Here is a 13,417-nt window from a genome sequence, read left to right as displayed (position 1 = left end):
GACGGCATGAAATTCCAACGCCACAAACAAAAAAACGCTGACTTAAAGTCAGCGTTTTTGTTTATCTTCTATTTAGAGAAGCATCACTTGTTCAATTAGTCGTTTTCTACGTTGAACAGGTTTTCCATATTCAGACCTTGCTTGATAAGAATCTCACGTAGACGACGAAGACCTTCAACTTGGATTTGACGAACACGTTCACGAGTCAGGCTGATTTCGCGGCCTACTTCTTCTAATGTTGACGGTTCATAACCCAGTAGTCCAAATCGACGTGCAAGCACCTCTTTCTGCTTAGGATTCAGCTCATCAAGCCAGAAAATCAACGAGTTCTTGATATCGCTATCTTGAGTTGAAACCTCAGGATCTGAATTGTTGATGTCTGGAATAATATCCAACAGCGCTTTCTCACCGTCACCACCAATTGGCGTATCAACAGAGCTCACTCGTTCGTTTAGACGAAGCATCTTACTCACATCACCAACGGGCTTATCTAGCTTAGAAGCAATTTCTTCTGCCGTTGGTTCATGGTCAAGCTTTTGTGATAGCTCTCTTGCAGTACGTAGGTAGATGTTCAGCTCTTTCACAACATGGATTGGCAAACGGATAGTGCGAGTCTGATTCATTAACGCACGTTCAATGGTTTGACGAATCCACCATGTCGCGTAAGTTGAGAAGCGGAAGCCACGCTCTGGATCAAACTTCTCTACGGCGCGAATTAAACCTAGGTTGCCTTCTTCAATTAGATCGAGAAGTGCAAGGCCGCGGTTGCTATAACGACGTGAAATTTTTACCACCAAACGCAGGTTACTTTCGATCATGCGTTTACGTGCTGCTTCATCACCGCGTAGAGCTCGACGTGCGTATAGCACTTCTTCTTCAGCGGTTAGTAGTGGTGAGAAACCGATTTCGCCTAAGTAGAGTTGAGTGGCATCTAAACTTTTAGACGTAACTTCAACTTCTTCTTTTGCTTCGGTTTTCTTCGTGACTGTTCGTTTTGCTTTTCCAAGAGCTTCCGGTTCCGTGGTTGCTTGGTCAAGATCGAACTCTTCTTTGGTTACTGCATTGCTTATACTCATAACGCCTCCCCCTGGCGAAATTAGCATGACATTACAACTTCATATGTCGCTAAATGACTATGTCACTCCATACAATACGTAATTTTTGCATATTGTATTTAAGGCAAATATCGTTTTGGATTAACGGATTTACCTTGGTAACGAATCTCAAAGTGCAGCCTAACACTGCTGGCTCCAGAGCTTCCCATTGTTGCAATCTTCTGCCCTGGTTTCACACTTTGCCCTTCAGATACTAATAGTCGGTCGTTATGCGCGTATGCACTTAAGTAATTATCATTGTGCTTTACAATCACTAGATTGCCGTAGCCTCGTAGTGCATTACCCGAATAAACAACCGTTCCCCCTGCAGTAGATACTATTGGCTGACCTCGCTGTCCTGCTATGTCTATGCCTTTATTTCCTTGTTCGCCTACAGAGAAATTCTTGATTACTCTCCCTTTAGTTGGCCATAACCATTTGGATACTTTATTACTTGTTGGTTTGGTGGACGGTGTAACATTCTGTTTACCTTTAGAACCAACATACTCCTTTGATTTGGATTGTTCAACCTTCTTTGGTGGATCTTTTTTCACCACTTTGGTGGTAGTTTGAGCTGGAGCCGGTTTAGAGTTTTTGCTCTTTTGTGGTGTAGTTTTCGGTTTACTTGCCGCAGATGACGTTGTGGATGCAGCGACAGGCGCAGCAACTGCTGCTGCCGCTACCGTTGACTTGCCATACGCTGGCGCGTTGTAGCTAGGACGCCACAACTTAAGCTTCTGCCCCGGGTGGATAGTGTAAGGAGCAGACAACTTGTTATAACCGATAAGATCTTTAACGTCTTTATTGGTGACATAGGCGATGAAGTAAAGGGTGTCGCCTTTTTTAACTTCATAGTAACTGCCACGATAACTACCACGATCTATCGATGAGTAATTCTTGTTTAGGCTTGAAACGGGCGCAGGCGAATTCGCTGCACACCCAACAAGGGCACAGCTAAGCAGTAAAGTACTTCCTTTTAACAACTTCGAACGCATCGACTCTCTATCCACCTACACCATTAGTCTTTTATTAAGCTAGCTCACCAGGAACAAGAGGTACAAATCTCACCATCTCGATAACACTCGATAAAAACTCATCGCCGTGTCGAACGATCTTCAATAGTTGCTGTTCGTCATCACCGACTGGAATCAGTAAACGACCGCCATCTTTCAGCTGTTGCAGAAGCGCTTGAGGAATCGACTCTGCAGCGGCGGTGACAATAATCGCATCAAAAGGGGCTTTTGAAGACCAACCTTGCCAACCATCACCATGCTTAGTTGAGATATTGTAGAAATCGAGTTGCTTCAACCTACGTTTCGCATCCCATTGTAGCGACTTTATTCTTTCAACCGAATACACATGATCAACAAGTTGAGCCAATACCGCAGTTTGGTAACCAGAACCGGTTCCGATCTCCAAAACACGGCTATCTTGTTGTAATTCAAGCAGCTCTGTCATTTTAGCAACAATGTATGGCTGGGAGATTGTCTGACCCTGACCGATAGGCAGCGCATTATTATCATAGGCTTGGTGATACATCGCCTGCGATAAAAAGCTCTCTCTCGGCAGTTGGTAGATCGCATCAAGAACCTTTTGATCCTGAATACCATTTTCAATCAGAAAAGTAATTAAACGCTCAGCTTGCGGATTACTCACTTACTTCTCCCCTAACCATGTTGCCATCGCACCCAGCGACTCATGCGCCGTTAGATCAACTTGTAATGGTGTTACCGACACAAAGCCATGCTCAATCGCGTAAAAATCGGTACCTTCACCGGCATCTTGCTCTTTGCCCGGAGGACCAAGCCAATAGATATCGTGACCACGCGGGTCTTTTTGCTTGATCATATCTTCAGCGTGATGACGAGCGCCTAGGCGTGTCACCTGAGTACCGGACAGTTGTTCTAAGGCTAAATCAGGAACGTTCACGTTCAACAAGCGGTTGGTCGGGATTGGGTTTGCTAAATGTTGTTCGACAATACGACGAGCAATCGCTGCCGCTGTCTTAAAATGTTTTTTTCCCACCAGAGAAAACGCTACCGATTGAACGCCTAGAAAGTGCCCTTCCATTGCTGCTGCCACCGTGCCTGAATAAAGCACGTCGTCACCAAGGTTAGCACCGTGATTAATACCCGTTAATACCAGATCTGGCATGTCATTCTTTAGCAGTTCGTTTAACGCAAAATGCACACAATCGGTCGGTGTTCCTTGTACCGAATAGGTATTTTCAGCAATCTCTTGAACACGCAGAGGCTGTTCTAAAGTTAATGAATTTGACGCACCCGAGCGATTACGGTCAGGGGCAACAATGATAACTTCAGCAAGATCACGTAGCTCATTTGCCAGCTCATGAATACCTTGAGCGTGCACACCATCATCATTGCTGAGTAAAATCTTCATCTTGTATCCTTTCTTTTGTTCCCATGCTAAGCCAAGTCACTTAAATTCCAATATCAAGTGACCCAGCTCCAAGCAGAATCGTTATTGCTCGTAGGTTCTTTCTACGTGTACTTCTTCAACCAACTCACGAACGATAGCGGTTGCGAAACAACCTGCGTCCAGAGAGAACTTAAGAGTGACATTATCTTCGTTCACCTCCCAAGTTAGATCGGTTGGTTTTAACGATGCTTCACGACGGTCATGGCGCATGCGGTTACCGCGAATCAGCGCCATTAGGTCAGGTTCAGAATCAAGATGTTTTTGCTCTAACGCTTGAGACTCATCAGTCGTTGGCAAAGCATTATCGCCAGCCAAAGCAACAGTAACCCATGCAGATCCATTCGCGACGTCTTGGTTTACTGCTTCGATATTGTCCGCTGTTACCGTTAGTTGAGCGCCTTCTTTCATGACAATATCGCCAACCAATGCCGATGCAAACGCATCTTGCTCAATACGGTCTGACAGGATCAGGTTGTAAATCCACGAGCGAGCCGCAGAAAGGTACAAGCTGCGCTTATTCTGGTTACGAGTACGAACGTTATCACGGCCCCAACGACGAGCTTCAGATAAGTTGTTACCTTCATTACCAAAACGCTGAGCACCGAAGTAATTAGGCACGCCGACTTGAGCGACTTTTTCCAAACGTTTTACGACATCATCACAGTCTGTTACTTCAGACAAAGTCAGCTCGAATTGGTTGCCAACTAAATCACCCGGACGTAATTTTTTGTTATGTCGTGCTGTCGCCAAGATCTCAATGCTTGGGTACTGTGCTAAGAAAGCTGAAAAGTCAGGCTCACCTTTTGGTAGGTGCACACTCAACCACTGCTCAGTTACTGCGTGACGGTCTTTTAAACCTGCCCAGCTCACGTCTTTCGACTTAACACCGCAAGCTTTAGCCAGCTCGTTTGCTACGAAGCTCGTGTTTTCACCAGTTTTACGAATACGAACCATTAAGTGCTCGCCTTCACCAGTAAACTCAAAACCCAAGTCTTCATTAACGACAAAGTGTTCGGCTTTTGCTTTTAGTTTTGCTTTCGCAGTTGGTTTACCGTTTAGATAAGCCAATGAAGATAAAATATCTGACATGCTGTTCTTTTCGTGTTGGTGCTTACGCACTTTTAGTAATTAGGACCACCGCTTCACATGCGATGCCCTCTTTGCGACCTGTAAAGCCTAAACGCTCAGTAGTCGTCGCTTTTACATTCACATTGCTAATGCTGGTTTCTAGGTCTTGAGCAATAGCTTGGCACATAGAGTCTATATGAGGTGCCATCTTTGGAGCTTGCGCCATGATAGTAATATCGGCATTACCAATCACGTAACCTTGTTCTTTTACTCGACGGTAAACATCTTTCAGTAATTCACGGCTATCCGCGCCTTTCCATTCGTCATCGGTATCAGGGAAATGACGACCAATATCACCCGCAGCAATCGCACCTAATAGAGCGTCACACAACGCATGAAGGGCAACATCACCGTCTGAGTGTGCAATAAGACCTTGCTCGTAAGGGATGCTTACACCACCAATAATTACCGGGCCTTCACCACCAAACTTATGTACATCAAAGCCATGGCCAATACGAATCATCATTATTCCTTATTCTGACTTAAATAGAACTCAGCAAGCGCTAAATCTTCAGGCTGAGTAATCTTAAAATTATCTGAACGCCCTGCCACTAAAGCGGGCGATAAACCTTTCCATTCAAAGGCTGAGGCTTCATCAGTAATTGAAGCGCCTTGTTGCAACGCCTCACTTAATACCTTCCACAGAGGCTTTGCTCTGAACATTTGTGGCGTAAGTGCATGCCATAAATCAGCTCGCTCAACGGTATGCTCAATCTGCCCTTGGGCACCGCGCTTCATCGTGTCACGCACTGGAGCCGCTAAAATAGCGCCCACATCATGGCTCATTGCACCGGAAATTAGCTTGTCGATATCACTTAGCTGAACACACGGCCTTGCCGCATCGTGAACCATTACCCAATCACTAAGCTGCTGCTCAGCGATATAGTTTAGCGCAGAGAGTACAGAGTCCGCTCGCTCGCTTCCGCCTGACACTCTGATCACTTGCGGGTTCAGGTTGAGTGCTAGATCAGGGTAGTATGGGTCATCATCGCTGATCGCAACGACAATTTGAGCGACTTGTGGGTGAGACAGTAATTTCTCAATGGTGTGCTCTAAAATTGTTTTGCCGTGAATCTTGAGATATTGCTTAGGGCGGTCTGCCTTCATTCGGCTACCGACGCCCGCCGCAGGTACAACGGCAATCACGCTTTGAAGTTGAGTCGACATTAATGGGATTCCTCACCAATGATGCGATAAAACGTTTCACCTTCTTTGACCATTCCAAGTTCATGACGTGCGCGCTCTTCTATCGCGTCTAAGCCTTGGCGTAGATCGTCAATTTCAGCAAACATTTCTGCATTTCGAATATGCAGCTTTTCATTTACTTGCTGTTGAACTTGGATTTCGTTGTTCACACCGTAGTAATCAGAGATACCATTTTTACCGAGCCACAGTGTGTGTTGTAGCCAGCCAAACACTATGAGCAGTACTAAAGCAAAAATTCGCATAACACCTTTCGCCGGTTGAAAAAGAAGGAACTAGAATAAGGCACATATATACCATAATGAGCTTATTGGTGCGAGATATGTGGTGTCAGGGAATCAATAAGTCGGGGAATTATTGTTATTCGAAATCCACAATGAGATTCCCGACTCCCTCCTCCATCGGTCTCGAGAATGACGGGTAATACAAATCACTGCAGACAAAAAACTCAAAGAGAACGCACCTTACCTAAGCCACATGCTCTCGTCATTCCCAAGAAAGAGGAACGACTGAGTTGGGAATATATCGCGTCAAAGGTAAATCAGAGATTCCCTATACCTTCCTTCGTCAGTATTGAGAATGACGGGTAATACAAATCACTGCAGGCAAAAAACTCAAAGAGATAGTACCTTCCCTAAACCACATACTCTCGTCATTCCCAAGAAGGAGGAACGACTGAGTTGGGAATCTATGGCGTCAAAGGTAAATAAGAGATTCCCTATTCCTTCCTTCGTCAGTCTAGGGAATGACGAATTTTAGGCAAAAAAATGCCCCGCATAAGCGAGGTATTTAAAAAGCTTAGATTAACAATTCGCTAGGAATTATTGACCTTTAACTTCTTTAAGACCACTTTCGTTGTAAAAAGGAGGAGCTTTAGAAATTAGATCTCACTTTCCTACAAGCAAAAAAACGCCCTACCGAAGTAGAGCGTTTTCAAAAGCTTTAAGCTAATAATTCAGAGTGAATTATTGACCTTTAACTTCTTTAAGACCGTTGTAAGGAGCTTTAGAACCTAGAGCTTCTTCGATACGGATAAGTTGGTTGTACTTAGCAACACGGTCAGAACGGCTCATAGAACCAGTTTTGATTTGACCTGCAGCTGTACCTACCGCTAGATCAGCGATAGTTGCATCTTCAGTTTCGCCAGAACGGTGAGAGATTACTGCAGTGTAGCCAGCGTCTTTAGCCATCTTGATAGCAGCTAGAGTCTCTGTTAGAGAACCGATTTGGTTGAACTTGATAAGGATAGAGTTAGCTACGCCTTTCTCGATACCTTCAGCAAGAATCTTAGTGTTTGTAACGAACAGATCGTCACCAACGATTTGAAGCTTGTCGCCTAGAAGTTCAGTTTGGTGCTTGAAACCATCCCAATCTGACTCGTCAAGACCGTCTTCGATAGAAACGATTGGGAAGTTGTTCGCTAGCTCAGCTAGGTAGTGGTTGAACTCTTCAGAAGTGAAAGTTTTACCTTCGCCCTTCATGTTGTAGATGCCAGCTTCTTTGTCGAAGAACTCAGATGCTGCACAGTCCATAGCAAGAGTAACGTCTTTACCTAGTTCGTAACCAGCAGCTGCAACAGCTTCTGCGATAACTTCTAGAGCTTCAGCGTTAGACTTAAGGTTAGGAGCGAAACCACCTTCATCACCAACTGCAGTGCTGTAGCCTTTAGACTTAAGAACTTTAGCTAGGTTGTGGAATACTTCAGCGCCGATACGTAGACCTTCTTTAAGAGTTTTAGCGCCAACTGGTTGGATCATGAACTCTTGGATGTCAACGTTGTTATCTGCGTGCTCACCACCGTTGATGATGTTCATCATTGGTAGAGGCATAGAGAACTGACCAGCAGTACCGTTTAGCTCAGCGATGTGCTCGTATAGAGGCATGCCTTTCGCAGCAGCAGCAGCTTTTGCGTTAGCTAGAGATACAGCTAGGATAGCGTTCGCGCCGAACTTAGACTTGTTATCAGTACCGTCTAGGTCAAGCATAATTTGGTCAACGTCAGCTTGTGCTTTAGCGTCAGTACCAACTAGAGCTTCAGCGATTGGGCCGTTTACAGCTTCAATAGCTTTAAGAACACCTTTACCTAGGAAACGTGATTTGTCGCCGTCACGTAGCTCAAGAGCTTCGCGAGAACCAGTAGATGCGCCAGATGGAGCAGCAGCCATACCTACGAAACCGCCTTCTAGGTGTACTTCAGCTTCTACAGTTGGGTTACCACGTGAATCGATGATTTCACGACCTAGAACTTTAACGATCTTAGACATTGAATGTTTCCTTCTCGTTGAATATATAAATGTCAAATTTAAAGGTAGCAGCACAACTTACGCAGCTACCTGTATTCCTTTTTACTTCTCTAACTCGCCGCGCTGGAACTCGCCAGCCGCTTTAACGAAACCTGCAAACAATGGGTGACCATCGCGAGGTGTTGAAGTGAACTCTGGGTGGAATTGAGCAGCAACGAACCATGGGTGGTTCGGGTTCTCAATAACTTCAACCAGTTTCTTGTCCGCAGATAGACCCGATACTTTTAGGCCCGCTTTTTCGATTTGTGGACGAAGATTGTTGTTCACTTCGTAACGGTGACGGTGACGTTCATGGATCGTCGCGCTACCGTATAATTCGTAAGCTTTCGTCCCTTTCGCTAGGTGACAAAGCTGTGAACCAAGACGCATTGTGCCGCCAAGGTCAGATGTTTCTGTACGCTCTTCAACTTTACCTTCGCCATCAGTCCACTCAGTGATAAGACCAACAACTGGGTACTTAGTTTCAGTACAGAATTCAGAAGAGTGTGCCCCTTCCATTTTCGCAACGTTACGAGCGTACTCGATAAGTGCTACTTGCATACCTAGACAGATACCTAAGTACGGTACTTTGTTTTCACGAGCGTATTGAGCAGCAAGAATCTTACCTTCAACACCACGGTCACCAAAGCCACCAGGAACTAGGATTGCATCTAGGCCTTCTAAAACTTCTACGCCACGAGACTCAACGTCTTGTGAATCTACGTATTTAATATTAACGCTTAGGCGATTTTTCAAGCCCGCGTGTTTTAGCGCTTCATTTACTGATTTGTATGCGTCTGGTAGTTCAATGTACTTACCAACCATACCAATCGTCACTTCACCCGTTGGGTTAGCTTCTTCGTAAATTACTTGTTCCCATTCAGACAGGTCTGCTTCTGGAGCGGTAATGCCGAAACGCTTACATACAAGTTCATCAGTGCCTTGAGCTTTAATAAGCTGAGGGATCTTGTAGATAGAGTCAACATCGCGCATAGAAATAACTGCATTTTCTTGCACATTACAGAACAGAGCAATTTTCTTACGCTCGTTCGAAGGAATGTTGCGGTCTGAACGACAAACTAGGATGTCTGGCTGAATACCAATAGACAGTAGCTCTTTTACAGAGTGTTGCGTTGGCTTAGTTTTCACTTCGCCCGCAGCTGCTAGGTATGGCACTAGAGTAAGGTGCATGAACATTGCGCGTTCACGGCCTAGTTCTACTGCTAGCTGACGAATCGCTTCCATGAATGGTAGAGATTCGATATCACCAACCGTACCACCAACTTCAACGATCGCGATATCGTGGCCAGCTGCGCCAGAAATTACACGCTCTTTGATCGAGTTAGTGATGTGTGGGATAACCTGAATAGTTGCACCTAGGTAATCACCGCGACGCTCTTTAGCGAGTACGTCTGAGTAAACACGACCTGCAGTGAAGTTGTTACGCTTAGTCATCTTGGTGCGAATGAATCGCTCATAGTGACCAAGGTCAAGGTCTGTTTCAGCGCCATCTTCCGTAACGAACACTTCACCGTGCTGAGTCGGGCTCATAGTGCCTGGATCAACGTTGATGTAAGGGTCAAGCTTCATCATAGTCACTTTAAGACCACGAGCTTCTAAAATAGCCGCAAGAGATGCTGCAGCAATACCTTTACCTAGAGAGGATACAACCCCGCCAGTAACAAAAATGTAATTTGTCGTCATGTTTAACCTGAAATTGGTTGAATGAGGGAAATGGACTACTTCTGGACGGGATGAAAATATACCAGAAGCCCCTTATCGCCACAACGTGAAATCTATCACACTGCTATTTTTTATTTTTTGCTTCAAATCAATTCATGATAAAAGCTTTGGTTATCTTTTCTCCGCCACCTTGACTTCATCCCACATGGAATCAAGCTGTTGTAGTGAAAAATCGGTCAAAATTTTATCTTGCTGACGAACTTTTTGTTCCACCCCTTTAAAGCGACGTGAGAACTTCAGATTAGCTTTATTGAGCGCCGACTCTGGATTTTTACCCAAATGTCGTACCAAATTGACCGTCGCAAACAGCAAGTCTCCCAACTCTTCTTCAACCAAATCTTCGTTTGGCGTCACTTGAAGTGCCTCTTCCAGCACCTCATCGACTTCCTCTAAAACCTTATTAGCTACTGGACCAATAGAGTCCCAATCAAAGCCATATTTCGCTACCTGCTTTTGAATCTTTGTAGCACGTGAAAGCGCAGGTAGAGAGTTTGGTATTGAGTCTAGAATACTTTCTTGAGTTTTGCCTGCCTGAGCTTTTTCTTTGGCTTTTTCAGCTTCCCAGTTGGCATTAATTTCTTCATCGCTCGCAAACTCGGTATCAGAAAACACATGCGGATGGCGGCGCGTTAGCTTCTCATTGATGCCATCGACCACATCAGAGAACTCAAATAGCCCTTGCTCTTTGGCGAGTTGGCTGTAAAAAATCACCTGAAATAGCAGGTCACCCAGTTCTTCTTGTAGGTTCGGCCAATCTTTGTTGTGAATCGCGTCCACCACCTCGTAGGTTTCTTCGATAGTATGCGGCACAATTGTTTCAAAATTTTGTTTCAAATCCCAAGGACAGCCACCTTCTGGATCGCGCAGCTTAGTCATGATCTGTTCAAGTTGTTCAATCGGGTGATTCATTGTTTTTTTTCCTATTCACTGTCTTTGATTTTTAAATTTATAACGTCTTCTAAAACTAAAAAAGGTGAGCAGCCAAAACCACTCACCTTTCTATTCTTTCCGTCATCCTCAAGAGCGAAGAATGAGCGAGTTGGGGATCTCAAATCGCTTTACGAGATTCCCTATCACGTTCGTCCCTCACAGTAGGGAATGACAGCTATCTTTTTTTACTAAGTAATTAGTTTTTCTAACAAGGCAGTAAACTTATGAGGCTCCTGAGCATAGCTTGCCTATGTGATGGAGTGAAATAAGTGAAATTAACGCAGTTAGAAAGCTAAGTACGACGTAAAAACTATCCTAGTCTTTTGACACTCATGACATCTTTGATTTGCTCAACTCGGCTGGTCACGCGACTCAGAATTTCAATATTGGTCACTTCCAAATCGAAATCCATTACCGACAGCTGACGCTTGTAGTCGATACGGCTCTTCATTGTGGTCACGCTGATCTTCTCGTTCGAGAACAGTGAGGTGATGTCTTTTAACAAGCCATTACGTTCTAGCGCTTCAACACGCAGCGTTAGGATGTATGAACCGACAAAGCCATTGCCCCAAACAGTATCAATGATACGTTCTGGCGCATGCACACTTAGCTCGCCTAGCTGTTCACAGTCAGCGCGGTGCACTGAGATACCACGACCTTGAGTGATGTAACCTTTAATCACATCACCTGGAATTGGCTGACAGCAACGCGCTAGGTGCGTCATTAAGTTATCAACGCCCTCAACCACTACCGCATCTTTCTTAGGACGACTCTGTTGTGCTGGCTTGTTTTCCGACTCAAGCAGTTTCTCGAGCGCTTTCTTGTCTTCTTCTTCTGCCGTAGGCTTATTCACCAACGCATTAATGTGATTAACCACTTGGTTAATACGTAAGTCGCCACTGCCAATACCAGCATAGAGCTCATCTGGCGTGTTGACGTTAAAGCGTCTTAGCGCGTATTGGTCGGCATCTTTTAAGGTTGCACCCACTTTCGCAAGTTCCGCCTCAAGGATGTCTCGACCCGCTTCGAGGTTTTTCTCTCGGCTTTGCGCGCGGAACCATGCGTTGATTTTCGCGCGAGCACGGCCTGAATGAACAAAACCTGTGGTTGGGTTTAACCAATCACGTGATGGGTTCGGTTCTTTCTGAGTAATGATTTCAACCTGATCACCCATCGATAATTTATGGGTAAACGGTACGATCCGGCCTGCTACTTTGGCACCGATACAGCGGTGTCCAACCATCGAGTGGATGTGGTAAGCGAAGTCCAGTGGGGTTGCACCCATAGGTAAATCGACCACATCACCGCGCGGTGTAAAGGCATATACGCGATCATCGAATACTTGGCTACGAACTTCATCCAGCATCTCGCCAGAATCCGACATCTCTTCTTGCCAATCGATAAGTTTACGCAACCAAGTGATTTTCTCGTCGTAACCACTGCGCCCGCTTGAAGCACCTTCTTTGTACTTCCAGTGCGCAGCGACACCCAACTCAGAATCTTCGTGCATTTGCTTGGTACGGATCTGAATCTCAATGGTCTTGCCTTCAGGGCCAAGAACCACGGTGTGAATAGACTGGTAACCATTTGGCTTAGGGTTCGCCACATAATCATCAAATTCACTTGGTAGATGTTTGTATTTGGTGTGAACCACGCCTAGACCGGCATAGCAGTCTTGAAGCTGGTCGGCGATGATACGTACCGCACGTACGTCAAAAAGCTCATCGAAGTCCAAACCTTTCTTCTGCATCTTACGCCAGATGCTGTAGATATGTTTTGGTCGACCGCTCACTTCTGCATTGATGCTTGAACGGTTCATTTCCGCCGTTAAGTCATCAACGAAGTCTGTGATGTATTGTTCACGTACGATGCGACGTTCAGACAGCTGTTTAGCAATCTGCTTGTAGGTGTCTGGCTGTTGGTAGCGGAACGCATAATCTTCGATTTCCCACTTAAGCTGACCAATACCTAAACGGTTAGCGAGCGGAGCGTAGATGTTAGAACACTCTTTTGCGGCCGCGCGACGCACAGCATCAGGGGCTTTTTTTACCTCGATAAGGTTACAGATTCGTTCAGCGAGTTTGATGACTACGCAGCGGAAGTCGTCGACCATTGCCAGTAACATACGGCGAACGTTATCAACTTGACCCGAGGCAGCACTGCCTTCAAGAGTCACGTTTAACTGGCCTAAGGCCGCCATTTCTTCAACGCCATCGATCAACTTTACGGTTTCTTTACCGTAGCTTTCTTCAAACGCTTCGCGCTCAAAAACGCCGCTTGAGACGACGGGGAAAAGTTGTGCAGCAATTAAAGTGGCACGGTCCATGGACAAGGTGACCAAGATTTCGATCATCTCACGGCCACGCCAAAGCAAGAGCGATGCTTGCTCGTGATCTTTTAAAAGTTCTTCACAGTGACGATAAACTTTAATCAGTTTATTCGAGGTTTTTGCGTCTTGATTCAATGACGCAATCCAACTTTCTAGCTCAAACTGTTCGCTTGGGTTTAAATGTGCGCTTCGTACCGCAACCATCATGCCTTCCTAGTTATTATGTTTTATACCCAATTCAATATGACTAACTGGTTCCAAGTTAGTTC

Annotated in this window: 12 protein-coding genes; all 12 read right to left on the bottom strand. The window is 45.2% G+C overall.

Annotation, left to right across the window (positions count from 1 at the left end):
- Positions 1-95 precede the first annotated feature (95 nt).
- A complete protein-coding gene (gene rpoS / locus MSG38_RS16195; protein ID WP_017059027.1) occupies positions 96-1,076 on the bottom strand; it encodes an RNA polymerase sigma factor RpoS in 981 nt (326 codons plus the stop codon).
- A gap of 98 nt (positions 1,077-1,174) precedes the next feature.
- Positions 1,175-2,089, bottom strand: a complete 915-nt coding sequence (gene nlpD, locus MSG38_RS16190) for a murein hydrolase activator NlpD (RefSeq protein WP_248402221.1) — start codon at positions 2,087-2,089, stop codon at positions 1,175-1,177.
- Between the two features lie 34 nt (positions 2,090-2,123).
- Positions 2,124-2,750 (bottom strand): protein-L-isoaspartate(D-aspartate) O-methyltransferase, encoded by a 627-nt coding sequence (locus MSG38_RS16185; RefSeq protein ID WP_017059029.1) that lies wholly within the window; start codon positions 2,748-2,750, stop codon positions 2,124-2,126.
- On the bottom strand, positions 2,751-3,494 hold the full coding sequence (gene surE / locus MSG38_RS16180; RefSeq protein ID WP_050644146.1) for a 5'/3'-nucleotidase SurE: 744 nt from the start codon (positions 3,492-3,494) through the stop codon (positions 2,751-2,753).
- An 81-nt stretch (positions 3,495-3,575) separates the two neighbouring features.
- Complete coding sequence (gene truD / locus MSG38_RS16175) at positions 3,576-4,622, bottom strand: tRNA pseudouridine(13) synthase TruD (protein WP_248339514.1); 1,047 nt, start codon at positions 4,620-4,622, stop codon at positions 3,576-3,578.
- 22 nt (positions 4,623-4,644) lie between these two features.
- Positions 4,645-5,124 (bottom strand): 2-C-methyl-D-erythritol 2,4-cyclodiphosphate synthase, encoded by a 480-nt coding sequence (ispF, locus tag MSG38_RS16170; protein ID WP_004739053.1) that lies wholly within the window; start codon positions 5,122-5,124, stop codon positions 4,645-4,647.
- A gap of 2 nt (positions 5,125-5,126) precedes the next feature.
- On the bottom strand, positions 5,127-5,828 hold the full coding sequence (ispD, locus tag MSG38_RS16165) for a 2-C-methyl-D-erythritol 4-phosphate cytidylyltransferase (RefSeq protein ID WP_019826314.1): 702 nt from the start codon (positions 5,826-5,828) through the stop codon (positions 5,127-5,129).
- Positions 5,828-6,109: a cell division protein FtsB gene (ftsB, locus tag MSG38_RS16160; RefSeq protein WP_010435786.1), complete on the bottom strand. Its 282-nt coding sequence runs from the start codon at positions 6,107-6,109 to the stop codon at positions 5,828-5,830. The genes ispD and ftsB overlap by 1 nt, the downstream gene beginning before the upstream one ends.
- Positions 6,110-6,829: 720 nt before the next feature.
- The gene (eno, locus tag MSG38_RS16155) at positions 6,830-8,128 is read right to left on the bottom strand and encodes a phosphopyruvate hydratase (RefSeq protein WP_017059033.1); all 1,299 of its coding nucleotides are present in this window, start codon (positions 8,126-8,128) and stop codon (positions 6,830-6,832) included.
- An 81-nt stretch (positions 8,129-8,209) separates the two neighbouring features.
- Positions 8,210-9,850: a CTP synthase gene (locus MSG38_RS16150; protein WP_017063214.1), complete on the bottom strand. Its 1,641-nt coding sequence runs from the start codon at positions 9,848-9,850 to the stop codon at positions 8,210-8,212.
- 150 nt (positions 9,851-10,000) lie between these two features.
- Positions 10,001-10,798 (bottom strand): nucleoside triphosphate pyrophosphohydrolase, encoded by a 798-nt coding sequence (mazG, locus tag MSG38_RS16145; RefSeq protein WP_048611394.1) that lies wholly within the window; start codon positions 10,796-10,798, stop codon positions 10,001-10,003.
- Between the two features lie 331 nt (positions 10,799-11,129).
- On the bottom strand, positions 11,130-13,352 hold the full coding sequence (relA, locus tag MSG38_RS16140) for a GTP diphosphokinase (RefSeq protein WP_050634022.1): 2,223 nt from the start codon (positions 13,350-13,352) through the stop codon (positions 11,130-11,132).
- Positions 13,353-13,417 lie beyond the last annotated feature (65 nt).

The sequence above is a fragment of the Vibrio sp. 1CM24A genome, assembly GCF_023161725.1.
Taxonomy (GTDB): domain Bacteria; phylum Pseudomonadota; class Gammaproteobacteria; order Enterobacterales; family Vibrionaceae; genus Vibrio; species Vibrio coralliirubri.
The sequence above is the reverse complement of the archived record's forward strand: the minus strand, read 5'-3'. Positions and strand labels throughout refer to the sequence as shown.

Coding starts and splice junctions, on each gene's coding strand:
- ispD (WP_019826314.1), bottom strand. CDS start 5,828: ATGTCGACTCAACTTCAAAGCGTGATTGCCGTTGTACCTGCGGCGGGC.
- nlpD (WP_248402221.1), bottom strand. CDS start 2,089: ATGCGTTCGAAGTTGTTAAAAGGAAGTACTTTACTGCTTAGCTGTGCC.
- ispF (WP_004739053.1), bottom strand. CDS start 5,124: ATGATTCGTATTGGCCATGGCTTTGATGTACATAAGTTTGGTGGTGAA.
- ftsB (WP_010435786.1), bottom strand. CDS start 6,109: ATGCGAATTTTTGCTTTAGTACTGCTCATAGTGTTTGGCTGGCTACAA.
- rpoS (WP_017059027.1), bottom strand. CDS start 1,076: ATGAGTATAAGCAATGCAGTAACCAAAGAAGAGTTCGATCTTGACCAA.
- MSG38_RS16150 (WP_017063214.1), bottom strand. CDS start 9,850: ATGACGACAAATTACATTTTTGTTACTGGCGGGGTTGTATCCTCTCTA.
- surE (WP_050644146.1), bottom strand. CDS start 3,494: ATGAAGATTTTACTCAGCAATGATGATGGTGTGCACGCTCAAGGTATT.
- mazG (WP_048611394.1), bottom strand. CDS start 10,798: ATGAATCACCCGATTGAACAACTTGAACAGATCATGACTAAGCTGCGC.
- truD (WP_248339514.1), bottom strand. CDS start 4,622: ATGTCAGATATTTTATCTTCATTGGCTTATCTAAACGGTAAACCAACT.
- relA (WP_050634022.1), bottom strand. CDS start 13,352: ATGGTTGCGGTACGAAGCGCACATTTAAACCCAAGCGAACAGTTTGAG.
- eno (WP_017059033.1), bottom strand. CDS start 8,128: ATGTCTAAGATCGTTAAAGTTCTAGGTCGTGAAATCATCGATTCACGT.